Source organism: Actinoalloteichus sp. GBA129-24, assembly GCF_001941645.1.
Taxonomy (GTDB): Bacteria; Actinomycetota; Actinomycetes; order Mycobacteriales; family Pseudonocardiaceae; genus Actinoalloteichus_A; species Actinoalloteichus_A fjordicus.
This window is the reverse complement of the sequence record NZ_CP016077.1, coordinates 2,521,166-2,542,323: the sequence shown is the minus strand read 5'-3', so window position 1 is coordinate 2,542,323 and position 21,158 is coordinate 2,521,166. Positions and strand designations below refer to the sequence as shown.

Below are 21,158 nucleotides of genomic sequence, written 5' to 3'. Positions count from 1 at the left end.
CCGCGGCGTCCCGATACGAAGAGCGATCGTTCTACCACGTTACGGAGCCACCGCGCGCGCGTCGTCCACCGCCTGTCGGTAGTCGATCCGCCCGCCGGGGTATCTCGGGTGTGGGCCGCTACTCCCTCGGATGTAGTCCGACGGTGCCCGCCGAGGCCGGTCGCGACGGACGACGGCGCGAGGAGGCGCCGTCGCGAGCAGCGCCCAGACCCGGAGTCGGGCGGCTCGACGGCAGGGTCAGCCCTGGGCCTCTCGGGCGGAGCGTCGGAAGGTCCTCGGCAGGCCCCGGCGCCTGCCGAACAGCAGTGCCAGCACGAAGAGTCCGACGGCGGTGAGTCCGACGGTGCCCGCGATCGACGCGTTCAGCCCGACGGCCAGTCGCTGCCCGGCGATGGCCGCGACCCAGGCCGAGGTCACCGCGATGGCCAGCATCCCGTCCAGCCGCACCGCGAGCAGGCCGCCGGTCGCGGCGGGGACGATGAAGAAGGTCACCACCAGGATCGCGCCGACGCTCTCGAAGGCCGTCACCGCCACGAGCGCGGTCGCCACCAGCACCGTGCGATCGACGACGCGGGAGCCGAGGCCTGCGACGCGCGCGAACTCCGGATCGAGAGTGGCCGCCTGGAGTGGCCGCCAGAGCACCAGCACCACCGCCAGCACCGACAGCGCCGCGAGGCCGGTGATCACCAGCGATCGGGGCACGTCGACGCCGAGGATCGCCATGGTGCGCAGCGGGGCGAAGGTGATCTCGCCGTAGACCGCGGCGTCCAGGTCCAGATGCGCGCCGGAGGCGTGTCTGCTCACGCCGACGACCCCGAGAGAGAACAGCGCGGGGAAGACCAGGGCGATGGCGGCGTCCGGGCCGAGCAGGCCGCTGCGGCGCAGCGCCGTGTAGCCGAGCACGCACACGACGCCGAATGCGGCGGCGCCCAGGATCATGGTCAGCGGCGCCCGTTGACCGGTGATCAGGTACACCAGCACGATCCCCGGCAGCGCCGCATGGCTCATCGCGTCGGACAGCAGGGCCTGTCTGCGCAGCACGAGGAAGCAGCCGAGCATCGCGCAGGCGGTGCCGAGCAGGCCGGCGGTGAGGATGATCACGACGTCGTCGGCGCTCATCGCCTGCCCTCCCCGAATCGAGACGATGCCTCGCCTGGCGAAGGCCCGCCGACACGGTGCGGGCTCTCCGACGCCGCACCGGCGGTGAGCGGATCGGGTTCGTGCCTGCTCCCGTCGCCCGACAGGCCCCGTTCCTCGGCCACACCGCCGCGATGACGTCGAGACCGGACCGCCCGCAGCAGCACGCCTCGGCGCGGTGCCAGCAGCACCGACGCGAGGGCGGCGGCGGTCGCCAGCAACACGATCGCGGGCCCGGTGGGCAGGTCGGCCCGGCCGGACACGAAGGCGCCGACCCCGCCTGCCGCCGCGCCGATCAGGCCGGACAGTGGAACCAGCGTCGACAGCCTGGTGGTGAGCTGCCTCGCGGCCACGGCAGGCGCGACGAGCAGCGCGACCATCAGGATCGCCCCCACGGTGCGGACACCGAGCACGATCCCGACGACCAGCAGCGCGGTGGTCAGCACGTCCACCGCCCAGCCCGGCGCTCCGGCGACCGAGGCGAATCCCGGATCGAAGATCGCGGTCCGCAGCAGCCGGAACCAGACCAGGACGGCGCCGATCGCGAGCGCCCCGACGATCGCCGCGACCACCAGATCACCGCGCACCAGGCCTGCGGCCTGCCCGAAGAGGTACTCCTCCAGACCGCTCTGTCCGCCGGACCCGGCGGCGGAGAGCCGGGTCAGCAACACGATCCCGAGGGTGAAGGCGGCGGAGAGCACCACGCCGATCGCCACGTCCGGGCTGACCCGCCCGGCTCGCTCCAGACCGATCATGGCCAGCGCGGCGAGCAGCGCCGAGATCGCCGCCCCGATCAGGAGCACCGGAGCGTCCTTCACTCCCCCGACCATGAAGGCGATCACCACGCCGGGCAGCGTCCCGTGACTCATCGCGTCGCCGAACATGCTTCGACCGCGCAGTACGGCGAAGGGCCCGAGGACTCCGGCCAGCATGCCCAGCAGCGCGGAGCCGCCGATCACCACGGACGCGGCGTAGGACAGACCGAGGACTCCGCCGGTCATCCCGTCCGCTCCGGTCCGGACCCTGCCGAATCCGAGCCGGGTGTGTCCGAATCGGGCGCGTTCGAATCGGACGCTCGGGAATCGGACGCTGGGGAATCGGACGCTGAGGAATCGGATGCTGAGGAACCGGACGCTGAGGAACCGGGAGCGGTCGGGTCGGACGCAGCGGAGCCGCGCGCAGGTGCCCGGCCTTCGACGTCCGCCTCGGTGGTCCGGTCGGTGCCGTCCGCCGTCGGCGGGGTCGCGGAGTGGGCGTCGCGGTCTGCGGAGTCGGCGCGACTCGGCATCGGGATGCCGTAGGCCGCCTCCAGGTGCTCGGGCCGCAGCACGCGGCTCACCGGCCCGTCGGCGATCACCCGGCCCGACAGCAGCACGGCGTGGTCGAAGTGGTCCTGCACCGTGCGCAGGTCGTGATGCACCATCAGCACCGAGCGGCCCTCCTGCTCGCACAGCTCGACGAGCAGCGTCAGCAGTCGTGTCTCGGTGCTCGTGTCGACGGCGGCGAAGGGCTCGTCGAGTACCAGGAGGTCGGCCTGCTGGGCCAGTGCCCTCGCCAGGAACACCCGCTGCCGCTGACCGCCGGACAGCTCGTCCAACGGCGTGTCGGCCGAGTCGGTGACCCCCGTCCGCAGCATGGCCTCGCTGACGGCGCGGTCGTCCTCCCGAGTCAGCCTGCGGAACCAGCCGCGATGCGGGTAGCGACCCATCTCCACGACTTGTACGGCCGTGACGGGGAAGTCCTGGGCGACGGCATCGCGCTGCGGCACGTAGGCCACCCGCCTGCGCACCCGGGCCAACGGCTCGCCGAGCAGTCGGATGGCGCCCCCGGTCGACGGGAGCAGACCGAGCGCGGCCTTGATCAGCGTCGACTTGCCCGCGCCGTTGGGCCCGACCACGGCGGTGAGTCGGCCTGCGGGCACCACCAGCTCCGGCACCGTCAACACGGTCCGCCCGCGATAGCCGACCGTCAGCCCCGTCGCGACGAGGGCGGGCGCGGGCTCGGTCGCCCCTGGAGTCGGCGAATCGGGCGTGGCGGCTGCGCGGCGGATCATCGCAGTCCCGCCACGAGCAGGTCGACGTCGGCGCGGACCATGCCGAGGTAGGTGCCCTCCGGCGTGCCTTCCGCGCCCGCCGCGTCGGAGTACAGGCTTCCGCCGAGCGTCGCCGTCGCGCCGAGGGCGGCCGCCGCGTCGAGCACCGCGGCAGCGGTCTGACCGGACACGCTGGACTCGACGAACACGGCCCGCACGCCGTGCTCGGCGATGACGCCCGCCACTCGATCGATGTCGCCGATGGTCGCCTCGTCCACAGTGGACACGCCCTGCACCGCCTCGACCCGGATGTCGTAGGCGCGGCCCAGGTAGCGGAAGGCGTCGTGCGAGGTGACCAGGATGCGGCGGGACTCCGGAATCTCGGCGAGCCGCTCGCCGACCTCCTCGTGCAGTTCGCTCAGCTCGACGCGATGCCGTTCCCAGCGGCCGTCGAAGCGGTCGGCCCGGTCGGGATCGAGTTCGGCGAGCGTGCCGCCGACCGACGCGAGTGCGTCTCGCCACAGTGCCACGTCGAACCAGATGTGCGGGTCGTACTCCGTCGCCGAGCCCGCTTCCTCGGCGGGAAGGAGCGAGGCGGTCGGCACGGTCTCGCCCACGAACAGGACCGTGGTGTCGCGGGCGAGATCGTCGAGCACCGGCCGGAGCCCGGCCTCCAGATGCAGGCCGACGGCGACGATCAGGTCCGCCTCCCGCAGCAGCCGCAGATCACCCGCCTGGGCCTGATAGAGATGCGGGTCGACGCCGCTGCCCATCAGCCCGGTCAGCTCGATGTCGGTGCCGCCGATCTCACCGACGGCGTCGGTGAGGAAGTTCGTCGTGGTCACGACCCGGAGTCTGCTCCCTGCCTCGCTGTATCCGCCGCCGACGTCCTGGCGCACTGCCCAGGCCGACGCGGCGAGCACGACCAGCAGCGCCGAGGTGATGCCCAGCACGACGCGGCGGCGGCGACGGGCTCTGCTGCGGTGTCTGCCCGATTCGGCTTCCGTTGCCCCGTCCACGGCTCTCCTCTCGAGAAGGACGCCCACTCTGATGAGAGCAGTTTTCACTAAGAACCGGGTCGCGTCACCCTCCCGGTCGGCCCGGTCACCCTGTGATCGCCTCGTTCTCGGCGAGTCACCCTAGCCGACCACAGTCGGGAACACGCCAGGATGTTGGGGTGAGACAAAGCACCGACCCCAACATGTAGTCTCACCCCCGCTGATGGTTCGTCAGGGCGCCTGCCGGTGTCATGACGAGGAGACAGGGAACCCGGTGCGAGTCCGGGACTGCCCCGCAGCGGTGAACGGGAACGAAGGCCGTCGCCGTCCATACCGGACGGTGCACACACTAGGAGACCTCGGTCTCTCGGGAAGTGACGGCCGTAGGACCGGCGAGTCCCACCTCGCCGGAAGCCCGTGAGTCCGAAGACCTGCCATCGGCGCGTGCCACCGAGCACGCCGTCCGAGGCCTCGAGGGTGGGCCGTGTGGACAGCGACGGATCATGCCATCGGCAGGTCCGCGTGCTGCCGCGCGCTCCTCCTCGGGGGTGAACCGATGCCGCCCCGGCTACGAGGAGACCACCGTGACCGTCGAGTCACTCCGACCAGCACGACCCGTTCAGGCAGATCGCCGCGCGATCGCCGAGGGGATTCCCGCCTCCGCCGCTCCCGCGCCGCTTGAACTTCCCGATCGGGTGATCCGGGTCAAGGACGCGGACGGCGCTCTCGCTCCACTCGACGTCGAACGGCTCGCCGCGACCGTGCACGAGGCGTGTGCCGGGCTGGCAGGCGTCACCGCGCAGACCGTCCTCGACGAGACGGTGCGCAACCTCTACGACGGCATCGACGCCGACGAGCTGGCGCTGGCCCAGATCATGGCCGCCCGCAGCATGGTCGAGATCGAGCCGCACTACTCGCAGGTGGCCGCCCGGCTGCTGTTGGAGAAGCTGCGTGCCGAGGCGTTGACCTTCCTCGGCCGCCCCGTGCCCGACGCGAGCCCCGAGGCGGTCGCGGCGAGTTACCCGGCCGCCTTCGAGGCCTTCGTGCGGCGCGGCATCGCCCTGGACCTGCTCGACCCGACCCTCGCCGACTTCGACCTCGGCCGGATCGCCGCCGCGCTGCGCCCGGAGCGCGATCGGGACTTCCAGTTCCTCGGCCTCCAGACGCTCTACGACCGCTACCTCCAGCACAGCGGCGGCGTGCGGTTCGAACTGCCGCAGATGTTCTTCATGCGCGTCGCGATGGGCCTGGCACTGCGCGAGGACGAGCGCGAGGCGCGGGCGATCGAGTTCTACGAGCTGCTGTCCACCTTCGCCTTCATGTGCTCCACCCCGACGCTGTTCAACTCGGGCACCACCCGACCGCAGCTCTCGTCCTGCTTCCTCACCACCGTCGAGGACGACCTGAGCGGGATCTTCCACGGCATCCGCAACAACGCCATGCTGTCGAAGTACGCGGGCGGACTCGGCAACGACTGGACGCCGGTCCGCGGCCTCGGCGCGCACATCAAGGGCACCAACGGCAGCTCGCAGGGCGTCGTCCCCTTCCTGAAGATCGCCAACGACACGGCGGTGGCCGTGAACCAGGGCGGCAAGCGGCTCGGTGCGGTCTGCGCCTACCTGGAGACCTGGCACGTCGATGTCGAGGAGTTCCTCGACCTGCGCAAGAACACCGGCGACGACCGGCGCCGCACCCACGACATGAACACGGCGAACTGGGTTCCCGACGAGTTCCTCCGCCGCGTCGAGGCCGACGACCAGTGGACGCTGTTCTCCCCCGACGAGGTCCCCGACCTGCACGACCTCTACGGCACCGCGTTCGCCGAGCGGTACCGGGAGTACGAGCGGGCCGCCGACCGGGGTGAGATCAGGGTCTTCCGCCGGGTCCGGGCCGTCGAGCTGTGGCGGCGGATGCTGACCATGCTGTTCGAGACCGGCCACCCGTGGATCACCTTCAAGGACCCGTGCAACCTGCGCTCGCCGCAGCAGCACATCGGCGTGGTGCACTCGTCGAACCTGTGCACCGAGATCACGCTGAACACCTCCGCCGACGAGGTCGCCGTCTGCAACCTCGGGTCGGTCAACCTGGCCGAGCACCTGCGCCCCGGCCCCGACGGACGGCTGGAGCTGGATCGGGAGCGGCTGGCCGCCACCGTCACCACCGCCGTGCGGATGCTGGACAACGTCATCGACGTGAACTTCTACACGATCCCCGAGGCACGACGGTCGAACCTGCGGCACCGCCCGGTCGGCCTGGGCATGATGGGCTTCCAGGACGCCCTGTTCCAGCTCGGTCTGCCGATCGCCTCCGATGAGGCGGTGGCCTTCGCCGACCGCAGCATGGAGGAGATCAGCTACCACGCCATCGCCGCGTCCAGCGAGCTGGCGGCGCAGCGCGGCAGCTACGAGTCCTACGCGGGCTCGCTGTGGAGCCGGGGCGTGCTGCCCATCGACTCGATCGCCCTGCTGGCCGAGCAGCGGCAGAGCGGCGACCTGGTCATGGACACGACGTCCACGATGGACTGGCAGTCCCTGCGCGAACGGGTCCGCACCGTCGGAATGCGCAATTCGAACGTGATGGCCATCGCGCCGACCGCGACCATCGCCAACATCTGCGGCGTGAGCCAGTCCATCGAGCCGCAGTATCAGAACCTGTTCGTGAAGTCGAACATGTCCGGCGACTTCACCGTGGTCAACCCGCATCTGGTGGCCGCGCTGAAGGAGCGGGGTCTGTGGGACGAGCAGATGATCGCCGACCTGAAGCGTCACGACGGCAGGCTGGGCGCGATCGGCCGCGTGCCCGCGGAGCTGCGCTCGCTCTACGCCACGGCGTTCGAGATCGACCCGAAGTGGCTGGTGCTGGCCGCCTCCCGCAGGCAGAAGTGGCTCGACCAGGCGCAGTCGCTGAACCTCTACCTGGCCGAGCCCAGCGGCCGCAAGCTCGACACCCTGTACCGGCTGGCCTGGCGCTCCGGCCTGAAGACCACGTACTACCTGCGGGCGCAGAGCGCCACCCACGTGGAGAAGAGCACGTTGCAGGGCACCGACGGCAGGCTCAACGCGGTCCAGGCGGGCGGACCAGCACCGACGCCCGTCCCGGCGGCCGAGGTTCCCGTCGCCATCTCGGCGGCGGCCTGCGCGATCGACGAGCCGGATTGCGAGGCCTGCCAGTGACCAGGACGCACCCGATCACCCGGCCGACCGCCGGAGCAGGCACGGGGCCCGGCAGCAGGGCCGCCACCGAACACGAGCGCAACGGAGCAGACCGATGACCGGAGTCGAGACGCAGCGCACCGCCCCCGTCGAGGGCAGCGGCCTCGGCGAGATCGACCGCCAGGGCGGCCGGGTCGACGTCGACGACAAGGCGATGATCAACGCCAGGGCAGACGTCAATCAGCTGCTGCCGCTGAAGTACCGCTGGGCCTGGGAGAAGTACCTCGCGGGCTGTAACAACCACTGGATGCCCACCGAGGTCTCCATGCAGGCCGACATCGCGCTGTGGAAGTCCGCCGACGGGCTGACCGACGACGAGCGTCGGATGATCAAGCGCAATCTGGGCTTCTTCGCCACCTCGGAGTCGCTGGTCGCGAACAACATCGTGCTGGCGGTGTACCGGCAGCTCACCAACCCGGAGTGCAGGCAGTACCTGCTCCGCCAGGCGTTCGAGGAGGCCGTGCACACGCACACCTTCCAGTACATCTGCGAGAGCCTCGGCCTGGACGAGGGCGAACTGTTCAACATGTACCGGGAGGTGCCCTCGATCACCGCGAAGGCGGCGTGGGCACTGGAGTACACCCGCAACCTGGAGGACCCGGAGTTCCGCACCGGGACCTTCGAGGCCGACCAGGCCTTCCTGCGGGACCTGGTGGCCTTCTACGTGATCTTCGAGGGCATGTGGTTCTACACCGGCTTCGCCCAGATCCTCTCGCTGGGCAGGCGGCACAAGATGGTCGGCATCGCCGAGCAGTACCAGTACATCCTGCGGGACGAGTCGATCCACCTGAACTTCGGCATCGACGCCATCAACCAGATCAAGATCGAGAACCCTCGGCTGTGGACCGAGGAGTTCCAGGACGAGGTGCGGCGGATGCTCGTCGAGGCCTGTGAGCTGGAGGTGGCCTACGGCCACGACACGATGCCCAGGGGCGTGCTCGGCATCAACGCCGACGCCTGCGAGCAGTACATGCACTTCATCACCAACCGACGCTGCGTACAGCTCGGTCTGGAGCCGGTGTTTCCGGCGACGGAGAACCCCTTCCCGTGGATGTCGGAGATGATCGACCTCAAGAAGGAGAAGAACTTCTTCGAGACGCGGGTGAACGAGTACCAGACCGGCGGGGCGCTGGACTGGGACTGATCGGGTAGCGATCAGGGGGAGGTGGTCGGTGATCATGTCAGCGCTGTACTCGCTGCCTTCTTCTCCGAACGTGCGGGGAAGAACGATCTGTCCGAGCACCTCCCCCACCTCGGTGTGCCGGTCCGGCTCAGCCGAGGGCACCGGGGCCGCGCCGCAGACTCGACCTCGCGGAGCCGGACCGGACAGCGCCTCGGCGTGAGACCGACCCAGCCGGTTTGCGAAGAGGAGCCGGTCGGAGTGCGTGCGGAACAGATCACGTCGGCATAGATCAGGTCGGCCACGAAACACGAGTTCCGGCAGTCCTCGGAACTGCCGACCGGCAGGCATGACGAGTAGTAGGCCTGCGGCCTGCGGCGGCACTCGCGTCCCGGCTGTCCGATGCCGCTATCCCATGCCTGCTATCCGATGCTCCGGCAGCGTCGACCGCCGAGCCGTACCCGCGTCGCTGCTCGGGCCCGTCGTCCCCTCGTCGTAGCGGCTGCGGTTCTCGTTGATCTCCACGCGGTGGTCCCTGGCCCAGTCGGAGAGTCCGATCACCGCGTCGAGCAGCGTCTCGCCGAGTCCGGTAAGCGCATAGTCCACCCTGGGCGGGACGCTCGCGTAGACGGTGCGTGTGAGCAGCCCGTCGCGTTCGAGCTGGCGCAGGGTCAGGGTCAGCATCCGCTGCGAGATGCCCGTGACGGTGCGATGCAGCTCGCCGAAGCGGAGGGTTCCCTCCGCCAGCGCGCCGATCACCAGCACGCTCCACTTGTCACCCACCCTGCCGAGGATCGAGAGCACCTGGCGGCAGACCTCCTCGGCGGGCTCTGCCGTGCCCGGCTCCGGCCATGGCGAGGACGGCAACGCGCGTCGCGTCGCCGCCGAGTCGCTGGTGGCGGCCAATGGTCACCTCCGTGTTCGTGACTGACATGAATGTGCCGTCTTGTGGCTGGACCCTCGATGACAAACGATGCTGCTACGCACAAAGCGTAAGTGTCGACGTCGGAGCCGTCATCCCCTGACGTCCTGAAGTGATCGGAGCGGTGATGAGCAAGACCTTGGTGATCGTCGGGGCGGGCCCGGGGCTGGGCATGGGCGTCGCACGGGCCTTCGGAGCCGAGGGGTTCCGGGTCGGGCTGATCGCCCGGAATCCCGCCACGCTGGCCGAGCTGACGGCGCAGCTTCAGGCGCGGGGCGTCACCGCGCGGGCCTTCCCGGCGGACATCCTGGACCGGGCATCGCTGGCCGACGCCCTGACCGCCGCGAAGGACGCCCTCGGCGAGATCGACGTGCTGGAGTACAGCCCCAGTCCGACGGGGAGCATCACCTCGGCCGCCGAGACCACCGTGGAGTCCGCCGCCGCGCAGTTCGCGTTGCACGTGCTCGGGGCGATCACCGCCGTCGGCCGGGTGCTACCCGACATGCTCGCCAAGGGGGCCGGGACCGTGCTGCTGACCACCGGGATCTCCGCCAGCGAGCCCGTGCCGATCCTGGCCAATGTCGGACTCGCCATGGCGGGCCTGCGGAACTGGGCACACACCCTGCACGAGGAGCTGGCACCACACGGCGTCCACGTCGCCACCGTGACGATCGGCACCCGCATCGCGGCGGGCGCGGGCGACGGCGATCCGGACGCGATCGGCGCCCGATACCTCGACCTGCATCGACACGCCGACCGCGTCGAGGAGGTCGTCGGCGATCTCGACGAGTTCCGGGCCCGACTCGCCGCGCACCTCGCAACGCAGGGCCCGCCCGTCGCCGCCGATCCTCGGTGACGCGAGCCAAGTCCAGCGGGCGACCTGCCCGGGTGCCGGACCAGGGGTGCCGGACGCCGGGCGCGCGGGAAGAACGCCTCAGCCCGCCCGGCGCCTCGACGACCGCGCCACCGCGTCGACGAGCCTGCTCAGCTCGTCCTCGGTGTTGTAGTAGTGCACCGACGCCCTGATCATCTCCGGCAGGTCGCGCGCGGTGAAGTCGTGCTGGGCGGACTCACGCCGCGACAGACTCGTGTTGATGTTCTCCGCGCCGAGCAGCCGCCGCAGCCGAGCCGACGGCAGGCTCGCGAGGCTGAAGGTGACGATCCCGCAGCGGCGCACCCCCTGATCATGGACGGTGACGCCGGGAATGTCCGCCAACGCGGTGCGCAGGCCTGCGGCCAGCCCGCTCACCCGCTCTTCGATGGCGTCCAGGCCCCAGGACAACGCGTGGTCCACCGCCGCACCGAGTCCCAGTACTGCAGCGACGTTCTTCTCCCAGAGTTCGAACCGCCTGCCGTCCTCGTGCACCTGGTAGGCGTCGGGCGCCGTCCACGTCGCCGAGTGCAGGTCGAGCACCGCCGGTTCGAGCTTCTTCCGCAGTCGCGGGCTGGTGTAGAGGAAGCCGGTGCCGCGCGGGCCGCGCAGATACTTGCGGCCGGTGGCGCTCAGCGCGTCGCAGCGCAGCCGGGCGACGTCGAGTTCGAGCTGACCAGCGGACTGGCAGGCGTCGAGGAGGAAGGGGATGCCCGCCTCCTCGGCGATCTCGCCGACCTGCTCGGCCGGATTGACCAGGCCGCCCTGGGTCGGGACGTGGGTCATGGTGATCAGTCGGACGCGGCCGTCGAGCCTGCGGCGGAGGTCCTCGACATCGACTTGGCCGCTCTCGTCGTCGGCGACGACCTCGATCTCGGCGCCGGTCCGCCGCGCCGTCTGCAACAGCGCGATGGCATTGCTGGCGTAATCGGCCTTGCAGGTCAGGATGCGGTCGCCCGGCACGAACGGGATCGAGTAGAACACCGCCTGCCAGGCACGGGTGGCACTGTCGGTGATCGAGACGTCCTCGGTCTCGGCTCCGATCAGGGCGGCGATCGACCGGTACACGGCGTCGACGCGAGGGGCCGCCTCCTCGGCGGCCTCGTAGCCGCCGCGCATCGCCTCGGCACGCAGGTGCTCCACGACGATGTCGGTGACGGGCGCGGGCGGCAGCGCCGCCCCCGCGTTGTTGAGGTGCACGACCTCACCACAGCCCAGGGTGAGGGCTCGCGCCCTGGCGACGTCCGTATCCGTCATCGAGACCATCGTCTCTGGATACCGGTCGCGTCGACGGCGGGCAAGCACCGGACCGCGTCGGCCGGGCGCAGCCCATGCGGACCGCGCGGGACGCGCCCCGTTCGCCCGTCCGCAGCACGAGGACGAGGCGGCCGGACACCCGTCGCGTCGCAGGCAGGCCGCGCCGATCAACCCGAAGATTGATCACGCTCAGTGAGGAATGTGCGGCGTCTGGCCGGTCGCGCCGAAGGACCTGCGACGGTCCTCACTGGACGACACATTGTGATCACTCTTCGCATCGGAATCGTCACTGAGCACATATTTCGGGTGATCACGTTCGCCCCAGATGACATTTCCGTCACCGGTTCCACTCTCGAGGCCCCCTATCGGTGCTAGGTAACCCAAACGGACGATTGTCAGTGATTCACCGTCTCTGTTGATGTGAAAGGCGCTCGACCAGGAACATGAGACGAAGGAGAACCACATGGCGATCACCCTGCCTCGCCTGCGGACGCTGCTCGGAGCATCACTGGCGGCGGTGTCGCTCAGCGTCACCGGGTTCGGCGTCGCGACGGCGGCCGACGACCCCGCCACGGACCCGATCGAGACCCGGGTGATCGGCGGTGAGCGGGCGTCCATCGACGACTACCCGTACACGGTCTACCTCGCCACGTCGACGGGTTTCCAGTTCTGCGGCGGCGCGCTCGTCGCCCCGGACAAGGTCGCCACCGCCGCGCACTGCGTGGACGGCGACAGCCCGTCTTCGGTGGACGTGGTCGCGGGCCGCGAGGACAAGCAGGGCACGGCAGGCGAGGTCGTCGGCGTCACCGACATCTGGGTGCACCCGGACTACGTCACGGCGACCTCGGGCGAGGACGTCGCGGTGCTGACGCTGGAGACCTCGCTGCCCTACGAGACCATCGATCTGGCGTCGTCGGCCGACGACGCCCTCTACGCGCAGGGCAACTCCGCGACGGTCCTGGGCTGGGGCACCACGGAGACCGGATCGAGCTCGCGGTACCTGCTGGAGGCGGTGGTCCCGCTGACCAGTGATGCCACCTGCTCCGACGCCTACGGCAGCTCCTACGGCAGCGACTCGATGATCTGCGCTGGTTATCCCGAGGGCGGCATCGACGCCTGCCAGGGCGACTCCGGCGGACCGCTGGTCGTGGACGGCGTGCTGGTCGGCCTGACCTCCTGGGGCCGAGGCTGCGCCCAGGCAGGCTTCCCCGGCGTCTACACGCGGGTCGGCGCCTACACCGCCGACATCGAGGCGCAGATCGCCTCCTGATCACCACCCTTCGCTTCGGCGGCGGGCAGGCCCCTCCTCCTGCCCGCCGCCGTCGTCTCGCAGGCGGACTCACCCCGCCATACGCAGACGTCCCGGCCTGCCGTCCGCAGCGGGCCGGACCCGGATCAGCGTCTCGCTCGATCCCGCCGTGTGTCGGTCCCGCCCGTCCGCTCCGTGCTCGGGCCGATCCCGATTGGACCCGCTCGGCCGGGCACGCGGGCCGCCCCGCGACGGCCCCGCCCGCGCAGAACCGGGTTCAGGACCTCGCCGCCCCCAGCTCGGCGAGCCGAGGCACGACGGGTGCGACGCCGTCGATCCAGGCGGCAGGTGAACCGGTCGTCGGGGTCACGATGGCGGTGTGCACGCCGAGTTCGGCGTAGTCCGCCATCGTCCGCACGAATGCGTCGTGGGCGGCCGAGTCCGGCTCGAGACCCGAGGCGAGGATCGTCTTTCGGATCTCGTCGTAGTCCCGGCCCACGTCGTCGCAGTGCCGTCGCAGCACGTCGAGCTTGTGGCGGACCTCCTCGGTCGAGGAGGCGAACAGGTTGCAGGCGTCGCCGTACTGCGCGACCAGCCGCAGGGTCTTGCGCTCCCCGCCGCCGCCGATGAGGACCTTCGGCCGGTGGATCGGCTGCGGTGCGCAGATCGTCTCGGCCAGCTGATAGTGCCTGCCCTCGAACGATCCGTTGTTCTCCGCGTCCCACATCTGCCCGCAGATGCGCAGCGTCTCCTCCAGCCGCTCGAACCGTTCGGCCACCGGCGGATACGGCACGCCCAGCCCGAGATGCTCGCGCTCGAACCACGCGGCACCGATGCCCAGTGCCGCACGCCCGCCGGACAGGACGTCCAACGTGGTGACGGTCTTGGCTAGCAGGCCAGGATGCCGATAGGTCACCCCAGTGACGAGCAGCCCGAGCTCGATCGTGGTGGTGTGGGCGGCCAGGAAGCCCAGTGCGGTGTAGCCCTCCAGCATGTTCGACTCCGCAGGCAGGCCGGTCTGCTCGATCTGGAAGAAGTGGTCCATGAAGGACAGCCAGACTGCACCGGACGCCTCCGCCGCCGTGCCGACTCTGGCCAGTTCACCGGCGATGGCGGAGGTGCCGCCGTCGATGTCGAAGATGGGGAGATGAAAGCCGAGCTCCATGAATGCGGTGCCTTCCTCACGAAGGAGAACGATTCGGTACGAGGCAGCCGGCACCCGCGCGGTTCCGTGCGGGCATCGGCGAAGCAGGCGGAATGACGGTGAATCGCCGGACGATCCGACGGGGAGAGGCGTGCCCCATTCGGCGTCGCCACCGGGGCGACCACGCCGGGTACGACCACCGCCGACCTGCCGTACACCGACGACCCTAGCCCTCGATCGCGGCTGCCGCTCGTGCCTGGCAACGCCGGATTCGCACCGCAGGCATGATCTTCGTCAACTGGCCGGGGAGATCATCTCCCGGTATAATGGGATCGGCGCCGGAGTCGTGTTCATTGCACCCTTCGACCAGCGTCGATCGCGGATACCACAGCTCCGGCGGCCCTGTGGCCTGCCGAGCACGCGCCGCCGAAGCGGATTCACGGTTTCCGATATCGCGTAGGGAAGATGTGGTCAATTCGTTCACCCGAATGCCGGAAACACTGTCCACTCTGGCCCGAGCGCGGCGGGAAAGAGATCGCGAAGCGTCCCTCTTGGCCGCTTTCCTCTTTCTACGGCTCGAATTCTTTCGCCGGGAATCCGGATGCGGTGCGGACAGAATCGACATCGAGCAGTCCGCTGCCTTGCGGGCCGAACATCAACCGCTGCGGTATTCCGCACGTCCACGCATCGGGTGTCTCCGCGTGCGCTGTTGACGCGAGAACGCGGGCGCCGGACGATCGTTTTCGTCCGACGCCCGCTGCCGATCATCCGGTGCGGCCGCCGCTACCGGGTCAGGTCCGTCTCGATCCCCGGGAATCGAGACGCCGCATCTCGGCAGGCGACATCCTGGGTGTCCGGCCGATCAGCCCGCGGCGATGTCGAGCGTGTCGAAGCGGATCGATGTCCCCGAGGACAGGACCGGGGCGCGGTAGGAGTACTGCAGTCCGTCGGTCCCGTCGGCGTTCTCGATGCCGACCGTGGTCCGCAGGCCCAGCGCGACGGGGTCGTCGGCGGGCAGGTCCGCATAGGAGAAGACGATCCCGCCCGCCTCGTGGAACTGCACGGCGAAGGTCAGTTCCGGCTCGAAGCTCAGCGGTCGTACGTCACGCCACTCGATGACGAACACCCGCTCGCCCGGCTCCCCGGAAAGCCCGGTGTAGACGCCTGCGGTCGCCTCGACGTTGATCGTGGTCCAGAAGGGAGCCACCACGGCATTCGGCGCGGCAGCCGCGGGTATCCGCGGGGTGGTGCCGCCGCCCGGCGACGGCGCCAGGAAGTTGAGGACGCCGTTGGAGCTGACGAAGGCCCGGCTGTACTGCTCGCCATAGAAGTCGACGGGAAACGGCAGTGTCACGGTCGTCACGGCGTCCCAGCCGGTGAGACTGAGCCGGTCCTCACCGGCGATGAAGACGTCCCCGCCGTCGCGACAGAAGTGGCCGTGGGAGTCCGTCACGTCGGGCAGGGTGAAGTCGACGACCACGGCGTCGCCCGCGACGACCACCTCCCTCGCGGCGGGAACGAGGCAGCCCGATCCGGTGGCGGACAGCTCGTAGGCGCCCTCCGGGACCGACTCGAAGACGAATCCCCCGTCCTGACCGGTGGTCTCCGACGGCAGCACGCCTCGGCCGATCGCGACCTCGATGCCGTCGAGGACCACACCACGGGAGTCCGACACCGTGCCTCGCACGTCGTGGGTGGGGAGGATCGTCAAGACCGTGTCGAACGTGGTGGTCTCGTCGGCGACGACGGTCGCGGCGCCGCTCTCCTCGCCGTAGCCGAACGCCGAGCCGGTGACGGTGTAGTCGCCCACCGCCAGCCGTCGGGTGAAGGTTCCATCCGTCCCCACGACGATGCTCCGGTGCTGCGGGCCCGCGATGGTCACCCTCGCGCCGCCGAGGGGCTCGCCGGTGTCCGCGTCGGTCACGGTGCCGGTGAGCTCGCCCGTCTCGGCGCGCGGTGCCGCGTCGACGGCGGCCAGGACGTCGAGCATGCCCTCGCCCCACACGTTGTTCTCGGCGGCGGTGCCGCCGCAGCTCGTGTCGTCGACGTCGATCGACGTGGCGCCCAGCAGCGCCCGGGTGCCCTCGATGTCGCCGACCAGGCTCGGCGCCGCCGACCACACCAGCGCGACCGCGCCCGCCACGTGCGGGGCGGCCATCGAGGTGCCGTTGAGGCTCGCGTAGCCGCCCCGGAGGACCGAGGAGCGGACGGCGACGCCCGGTGCGGCGATGCTCGGACGGATGTCGCCCGCAGGCCCGGGTCCCCGACTGGAGAACGCGGCGATGCCGCCGTCCGCCGCGTAGGCACCGACGGCGTAAGACTCGGGCGAGTGCGCAGGCGCCCCCGACGTGGTGCAGCCCGGACCGGAATTGCCGTTGGCGAAGAGACCGAAGATGCCCGAAGCGGTCCAGGCGGCGCTGATCTCGTCGTACCACGGGTCGAGGACCGTGCCGCCGGGCGAGCCCCAGGAGTTGTTGATCACGTGCGGCCGCAGGTCGGGGCGAGGATTCTCGCCGGCCAGGTCCGTGGGTGCGAGCATCCACTGCCCGGACTCCACCAGGCCGACGTCCGGGCAGCCGAGGTACAGGCAGCCCTTCGCGGCGATCCACTGGGCACCGGGCGCGACGCCGATCTGATTGCCCGCACCGTCCTCGCCCACCATCGTGCCGGTGACGTGGGTGCCGTGCCGGTGGTTGTCGCAGGGCACCAGCGACGGAGCGGCGCAGTCCGCCATGGGGTCGAACCAGTTGTAGTCGTGGTCGAAGCGTCCGTCACCGAGGTTGCCCCGATACGAGTCGACGAGTGCCGAGTGGTCGAACTCGGCACCGCTGTCGATGGACGCCACGACGATGCCCTCGCCGGTGACGCCGTACTCGGACCACACGTCATCGGCGTTGATCGACTCGATGCCCCACTCGACGGTGTCGGCCGGGGTGTTCTCGGTGGTCTCGGTCGGTTCCGGCACCGCCAGTTCGGTGGGCAGCGCGACACGCTCGACGCCGGGCACCGTGGCGATCGAATCCGCCAGCGACTCGGAGGCGTCGCGGACCAGAATGCGGTTGGAGATCCAGTACGGCGTGAAGTCCGCGTCCGACTCGGTCAGGAGCGCGACGGCATCGGCCTGCGTGCGTTCGGCGTGGCCGCGCAGCGTGTCGACCACGGCCTGACCGCGTTCCGCCCAGTCGGCGACGCCTGCCGCCGCCGACAGATCAGCCTGATCGTCCAGGACGATCCAGACATCGGCGGAGTCCTGCTGGGCGAACGCCGCCAGCACGTCGGCATCGATCGAAGCAGGTTGGGCGCCGTGCTCGTCCGGCTGTTGCGCGACCGACGTGAACACCAGACCGATCGACCTCCGCGACCTCGGCGAGGTCGCGGAACGTCTTCTCGCGCGTTTCGGAATGACTGTTCTAGACACTGAAGATCCTCCTGGTAAGCCGGATACCGACGCCGCTACCGGTCACTCTGAAATCGCCGACGGGACAGGGCCCGCCCATCGGTCTGACCTCGCTGGTCGCACGGTCTTAGTGAGACGATTCGGCGGAATGCCCGACGGGACCCGAATTCAGGGTCATTGTCGGCGTGACAAAATCGGGTGTTCACCACGGCCACGGCAACGTAACGCACGGCTGCCCGCCGATCACGAGTCGAGCAGACTCAGCCTGCGAACCAGAGGCTTTCGGGCATCGGAACCCTGCCCGAAAGCCTGCGCCGCGAATCAGCGGGCTGTCCGGTTCCGAGATATCAAGGGGCGGAACACGCTGCCGGACCGACCGACCCGTTGGCCCGATAATCCACCTAGGCGACGAGGCGACTCTTGTTTGGCGGTCCGGTCACGCACGCACCACCTCATCGGTGTCCGAGCGGTAGATCACCCGAACCGAGTCCGGCAGCTCCCCGGCGAGCCTGATCGCCAGTCTCCGGCCGGTCTCATCCCACGCCACCGCCTCGGCCTCGGTGTCGAACCCCGATTCGAGCGGATCATTCGGACGGTAGGTGTCCAGGAATGCCTGATCCCAGCCGGCCAGCTCGTCCGCGAGGCCCGCCGAGATCCCGTATCTCGTGCGGAAGGCGTCGATCGGACACGGCGTGCGGACCGAGTTCGTCGTCGTCACCACCCAGAGAGGATCAGCACCCCACTCGGAACTGACATGCACCGAGACGAAAACATCGCGATCGGCCTCCATCGGGGCCTCACTTTATCGTGTGTGGCCCTTGACGAGAAGAAATCAGGTGCCCTGGACCAAAATCCAGCTTCAGTAGTGGATCAAACTGCCGTCCTCCGAGCGGCAGCATGTTAAAAAGATCGTGTTCCACGCCGGATGATCTCGGTGCCGAAGTAACCGATGGTCATGTCGTCGGGTAGTTCTCGGGCAAGGTGCTCGGCCAGTGTTCGACCACGGCCCTGCCAGTCCTGCCGGACAGCGGGGGACTCGAACCGCCACAATTGAGGGTCGTCACCCCGGTAGATCGCGGTCAACTCGTCGTCCCAGGACGTGATCGCCTGTGCCAGAGAAGCAGGCAGCGGTAGGTAACGCTGAAACTCCTCGACGTCCAGCGGCACTCTCATCTGAGGTTCGTCCGCGAAGGTGACCCACAGGGGGCCTGCACCAAGCTCAGCCCAGAGGGTCACAGAGACGATCTCATCGTCTGGCACTACTCTCACCACCCGCGATAAGTCGCATCGTAATTAGCTCTTTCATTTCGACGCGCTCCCCGATAGGGGTTTCGCGAGCTGCGCATATTCGCCCCAATGATGAATCCGTTACTTCCCACCTGAACACCTACATATCGATCCTCATCATCGATGTTCACCTTGAAAATGGGACGAGAAGTCCGCCTTTTCCCTTGATCATATCCGCTGTATTGGCCACGCACGATGGCGGCAAGTACGAATGCGCCAATCGCCGGGCGTCCGATACCCTTCTCCGTGAACTCGTTCGCGTGAGACATGATATGCGCCAAGCCAGCTCCCTCATTCGACTCTTCGTCATGCCAACCGTTCTCAATCCAGACAATACGACCGTTCGGATCTACGCCGATAAACCGGACTTCTTCAGCCGAGATCTTCAGGCCTTGGCGGCGGGCTTCGGCAATCAACTTGGCACGGCGTGAGTTTTCGGCTTCCGTCGTGGCTGTTGGTACTGCGCGCGGCAAGTCGTCATGATTTCCGCGGTCGGCGGCGGAGGTGTCTGCAATGTCGGCGACGACAACGGAAGGGTCGCCGACTTCGCCGAGAACGTCTCGGCGATAGCCGCGAATCAGCTCCTCCGCTGCGGTCAAGGTCTCCACCGCCGCACCCAGTTCCGGCTGTGTCCGATCGTGCATCAGCGACGCGGCGGCCACTGCGTCACTGTGGGACCCCTGAGTTCCCACAGCCATCAGCTCCGCCCCGTCGCGTGCGGCAGCCGAGGCCACGACCGCAGCCGATCGCGCCTCCGTGATCAGCGCCAGCGTTCGAGCCAACCCGGCAGACACTTCCTCCAACGACACCGCGCACCCCTCGCGGCCTGAGCGTGCCAAAGCTGATCAACCCGGACGTGAAGATCGGCAACGGACCACCCGTAAGAGTGACGAGGCGAGCGTCAGCCCGCAGATCGCCGCAAGAACGCGGCCCACGCTGCGGGCGTCACCGCCAGAACACCGCCACCCGGATTCTTGGAATCGCGCACGAAGACCGTCGGTTCGGTCATTCGCACCTCAACGCAGTTGTTACTGGCAGGGGTAGTTCTGCTGCTGGTAAACCAACCAGTGTCATATGGCATATCTACTGCTCCTTCAGTCTTTTGATCAGAAGACCCCGTGATTCCTCGGGTGACAACGCCAGCTGAGATACCCGGCCGAAGGCCCGAGCCATTGCGTCGATGTCCTGCTTCTGATCATGATAGGTACACGGCCCAAACAAGACCGAAACAAAGCCAATGGCGGGCGCAGCGATAAAGTCCAAGAGGATCAGGCCGCCGCCAGGAGCCGGATTATCCTTTGCACCAAACGGCAAAATTTGAATCGTGATGTCCGAGACTAGCTCGCCGAGCTGAAGCAGGTGCAGCACCTGACCACGCATCACGGCAGGCGAGCCGACGACGTAATGCAGAGCATCTTCCGTGAAAACGAAATGGAGCTTCTTCGGCGACGTCGCCTCGATGACCCGCCTCTGTTGAGCTAGCCGGAAATCGACCCGCCGGGCCAGCTCCTCCTCAGAAGACTCCCACCAGACACTGTTTCCCGCGTTCAACAATGCCCGAACATACTCAGGTGACTGCATGAGGCCTGGAACAGCACCGGCATCATAGCCGCGAATCTCGACTGCATCAGCCTCCAGATCGGCCAGCCGAGCGAAATCGCCGGGCAGCAGGTCTGTATAACCGCGCCGACGCTGCCGCTTGCGTGTCTCGGCACCGAGCGAGAGCACCGTCGCCCGTTCTTCCGCATCGACCTCGACGAAGTCCAGCAGCGTAGCGATCTCATCGGGACTGAGCGAACCGGTTCCCAGCTCGACACGGCTCAGGCGGGCCTGATCCTTGCCGATGGCGCGGGCGGTCTCGGCCTGCGAACGACCCGCGCGTTCACGCAGCCGCTTGAGCATGAGGCCGAGCTGGCGTCTCTCCACGGTCTGCCTGCCGCTGCTCACCGCACACCTTCTCCTCGTCTGGGTCAGGACTTCGTCTCGGTCAGAGCTCGTCGGGGTCGAAACTGTCGAGCCCTGATCCTGCTGGCCGGAGACGCCACAAGCACCACTCGAACAGGGGACATACAAGAGACATAAGTCTCACTAGGTTCATGACAAGAGACATAAGTCTCTTGGTTTCGATCTCTCACGAAACCCTATCGCCCACCCCATCCGGGGCCGACGGGTGATCAGACTGCATCGACCAGGGAAGAAGGTATCGCCATGGCCTCGTTCGTCAGCGATGACGCGATCAGCACGCACTCGTCCATCACCATCCCGGAGGAGACCCCCGTCGAGGTCCACGTCAGCGCGGACGGCACCGAGGTGAACGTGTCCTTCGGGGTGAACCAGCGGGTCATGCTGGACCTGCATCACTCGTCCTACGCCGTCCTGCTCGACTCGCTGTTGCACACCCGCGAGGTTCAGCAGGCCAAGTATGAGAAGGCACTCGCCGAGAGTCGGGCGGCACTGGCCGCCATGGTCGCCCAGCAGCGGCCGGCGGGTGACAAGCGCTGATCTCCGGCCGGAGCGTCGGCCGGGCCGCCC

18 protein-coding genes and 1 riboswitch are annotated in these 21,158 nt (G+C 68.7%); of the genes, 5 read left to right on the top strand and 13 right to left on the bottom strand.

The features are described 5' to 3' along the window. Window positions 1-237: 237 nt before the first annotated feature. The 4 genes from UA75_RS11415 to UA75_RS11400 are packed head-to-tail and all read right to left on the bottom strand — an operon-like array spanning window position 238 to window position 4,188. Entirely contained in the window at window positions 238-1,119 is an 882-nt protein-coding gene (locus UA75_RS11415; protein WP_075740227.1) for a metal ABC transporter permease, read from the bottom strand. Further along, the gene (locus UA75_RS11410) at window positions 1,116-2,138 is read right to left on the bottom strand and encodes a metal ABC transporter permease (RefSeq protein ID WP_075740226.1); all 1,023 of its coding nucleotides are present in this window, start codon (window positions 2,136-2,138) and stop codon (window positions 1,116-1,118) included. Before UA75_RS11410 ends, UA75_RS11415 begins: the two co-directional genes overlap by 4 nt. Beyond that, window positions 2,135-3,190 carry a metal ABC transporter ATP-binding protein gene (locus UA75_RS11405; protein ID WP_075740225.1) on the bottom strand — a complete coding sequence of 352 codons (1,056 nt, stop codon included), beginning with the start codon at window positions 3,188-3,190 and terminating at the stop codon, window positions 2,135-2,137. The genes UA75_RS11410 and UA75_RS11405 overlap by 4 nt, the downstream gene beginning before the upstream one ends. Continuing rightward, window positions 3,187-4,188, bottom strand: a complete 1,002-nt coding sequence (locus tag UA75_RS11400; protein ID WP_075740224.1) for a metal ABC transporter solute-binding protein, Zn/Mn family — start codon at window positions 4,186-4,188, stop codon at window positions 3,187-3,189. The genes UA75_RS11405 and UA75_RS11400 overlap by 4 nt, the downstream gene beginning before the upstream one ends. A 186-nt stretch (window positions 4,189-4,374) precedes the next feature. Then, window positions 4,375-4,621: riboswitch (cobalamin riboswitch) on the top strand. A gap of 184 nt (window positions 4,622-4,805) precedes the next feature. Here UA75_RS11400 and UA75_RS11395 point away from each other — a divergent pair. Together UA75_RS11395 and UA75_RS11390 are read left to right on the top strand one after the other, a co-directional pair. After that, complete coding sequence (locus tag UA75_RS11395) at window positions 4,806-7,340, top strand: ribonucleoside-diphosphate reductase subunit alpha (RefSeq protein WP_075743682.1); 2,535 nt, start codon at window positions 4,806-4,808, stop codon at window positions 7,338-7,340. Window positions 7,341-7,434: 94 nt separating this feature from the next. Further along, entirely contained in the window at window positions 7,435-8,523 is a 1,089-nt protein-coding gene (locus UA75_RS11390) for a ribonucleotide-diphosphate reductase subunit beta (protein ID WP_075740223.1), read from the top strand. A gap of 384 nt (window positions 8,524-8,907) precedes the next feature. Here UA75_RS11390 and UA75_RS11380 read toward each other — a convergent pair whose 3' ends face one another. Then, window positions 8,908-9,405, bottom strand: coding sequence for a winged helix-turn-helix transcriptional regulator (locus UA75_RS11380; RefSeq protein ID WP_232237725.1), 498 nt, complete (start codon window positions 9,403-9,405; stop codon window positions 8,908-8,910). 143 nt (window positions 9,406-9,548) lie between these two features. On the opposite strand from UA75_RS11380, the gene UA75_RS11375 reads away from it, so the two are divergent. Beyond that, a complete protein-coding gene (locus UA75_RS11375) occupies window positions 9,549-10,277 on the top strand; it encodes an SDR family NAD(P)-dependent oxidoreductase (RefSeq protein ID WP_075743680.1) in 729 nt (242 codons plus the stop codon). Between the two features lie 78 nt (window positions 10,278-10,355). On the opposite strand, the gene UA75_RS11370 is transcribed toward UA75_RS11375, so the two are convergent. Then, window positions 10,356-11,549: an aminotransferase class V-fold PLP-dependent enzyme gene (locus UA75_RS11370; RefSeq protein ID WP_075743679.1), complete on the bottom strand. Its 1,194-nt coding sequence runs from the start codon at window positions 11,547-11,549 to the stop codon at window positions 10,356-10,358. 463 nt (window positions 11,550-12,012) lie between these two features. Here UA75_RS11370 and UA75_RS11365 point away from each other — a divergent pair, with 463 nt between their 5' ends. Next, entirely contained in the window at window positions 12,013-12,819 is an 807-nt protein-coding gene (locus UA75_RS11365; protein WP_075740221.1) for a S1 family peptidase, read from the top strand. Between the two features lie 256 nt (window positions 12,820-13,075). On the opposite strand, the gene UA75_RS11360 is transcribed toward UA75_RS11365, so the two are convergent. The 7 genes from UA75_RS11360 to UA75_RS11335 all read right to left on the bottom strand — a co-directional run bounded on the left by UA75_RS11360 (window position 13,076) and on the right by UA75_RS11335 (window position 20,573). Further along, window positions 13,076-13,963 (bottom strand): LLM class F420-dependent oxidoreductase, encoded by an 888-nt coding sequence (locus UA75_RS11360; RefSeq protein ID WP_075743678.1) that lies wholly within the window; start codon window positions 13,961-13,963, stop codon window positions 13,076-13,078. A gap of 841 nt (window positions 13,964-14,804) precedes the next feature. Beyond that, a complete protein-coding gene (locus UA75_RS11355) occupies window positions 14,805-17,282 on the bottom strand; it encodes a S8 family serine peptidase (protein WP_075740220.1) in 2,478 nt (825 codons plus the stop codon). A gap of 493 nt (window positions 17,283-17,775) precedes the next feature. After that, window positions 17,776-18,060 (bottom strand): hypothetical protein, encoded by a 285-nt coding sequence (locus UA75_RS11350; protein ID WP_157434121.1) that lies wholly within the window; start codon window positions 18,058-18,060, stop codon window positions 17,776-17,778. 179 nt (window positions 18,061-18,239) lie between these two features. Beyond that, window positions 18,240-18,512, bottom strand: a complete 273-nt coding sequence (locus UA75_RS11345; RefSeq protein WP_157434120.1) for a hypothetical protein — start codon at window positions 18,510-18,512, stop codon at window positions 18,240-18,242. Between the two features lie 92 nt (window positions 18,513-18,604). After that, a complete protein-coding gene (locus tag UA75_RS32750) occupies window positions 18,605-19,288 on the bottom strand; it encodes a hypothetical protein (protein ID WP_157434119.1) in 684 nt (227 codons plus the stop codon). 239 nt (window positions 19,289-19,527) lie between these two features. Then, window positions 19,528-19,707 carry a DUF397 domain-containing protein gene (locus tag UA75_RS11340; RefSeq protein ID WP_075740217.1) on the bottom strand — a complete coding sequence of 60 codons (180 nt, stop codon included), beginning with the start codon at window positions 19,705-19,707 and terminating at the stop codon, window positions 19,528-19,530. 2 nt (window positions 19,708-19,709) lie between these two features. After that, on the bottom strand, window positions 19,710-20,573 hold the full coding sequence (locus UA75_RS11335) for a helix-turn-helix domain-containing protein (RefSeq protein ID WP_075740216.1): 864 nt from the start codon (window positions 20,571-20,573) through the stop codon (window positions 19,710-19,712). A 261-nt stretch (window positions 20,574-20,834) separates the two neighbouring features. Between UA75_RS11335 and UA75_RS11330 the strand changes: the two genes are divergently transcribed. Further along, window positions 20,835-21,128, top strand: coding sequence for a hypothetical protein (locus UA75_RS11330; protein WP_075740215.1), 294 nt, complete (start codon window positions 20,835-20,837; stop codon window positions 21,126-21,128). Window positions 21,129-21,158 lie beyond the last annotated feature (30 nt).

What these genes read in the sequence shown, in the direction of transcription:
- UA75_RS11415 (WP_075740227.1), bottom strand. Translation starts at nt 1,119, where the DNA reads ATGAGCGCCGACGACGTCGTGATCATCCTCACCGCCGGCCTGCTCGGC.
- UA75_RS11410 (WP_075740226.1), bottom strand. Translation starts at nt 2,138, where the DNA reads ATGACCGGCGGAGTCCTCGGTCTGTCCTACGCCGCGTCCGTGGTGATC.
- UA75_RS11405 (WP_075740225.1), bottom strand. Translation starts at nt 3,190, where the DNA reads ATGATCCGCCGCGCAGCCGCCACGCCCGATTCGCCGACTCCAGGGGCG.
- UA75_RS11390 (WP_075740223.1), top strand. Translation starts at nt 7,435, where the DNA reads ATGACCGGAGTCGAGACGCAGCGCACCGCCCCCGTCGAGGGCAGCGGC.
- UA75_RS11375 (WP_075743680.1), top strand. Translation starts at nt 9,549, where the DNA reads ATGAGCAAGACCTTGGTGATCGTCGGGGCGGGCCCGGGGCTGGGCATG.
- UA75_RS11370 (WP_075743679.1), bottom strand. Translation starts at nt 11,549, where the DNA reads ATGACGGATACGGACGTCGCCAGGGCGCGAGCCCTCACCCTGGGCTGT.
- UA75_RS11365 (WP_075740221.1), top strand. Translation starts at nt 12,013, where the DNA reads ATGGCGATCACCCTGCCTCGCCTGCGGACGCTGCTCGGAGCATCACTG.
- UA75_RS11360 (WP_075743678.1), bottom strand. Translation starts at nt 13,963, where the DNA reads ATGGAGCTCGGCTTTCATCTCCCCATCTTCGACATCGACGGCGGCACC.
- UA75_RS11345 (WP_157434120.1), bottom strand. Translation starts at nt 18,512, where the DNA reads ATGAGAGTGCCGCTGGACGTCGAGGAGTTTCAGCGTTACCTACCGCTG.
- UA75_RS11340 (WP_075740217.1), bottom strand. Translation starts at nt 19,707, where the DNA reads ATGCCATATGACACTGGTTGGTTTACCAGCAGCAGAACTACCCCTGCC.
- UA75_RS11330 (WP_075740215.1), top strand. Translation starts at nt 20,835, where the DNA reads ATGGCCTCGTTCGTCAGCGATGACGCGATCAGCACGCACTCGTCCATC.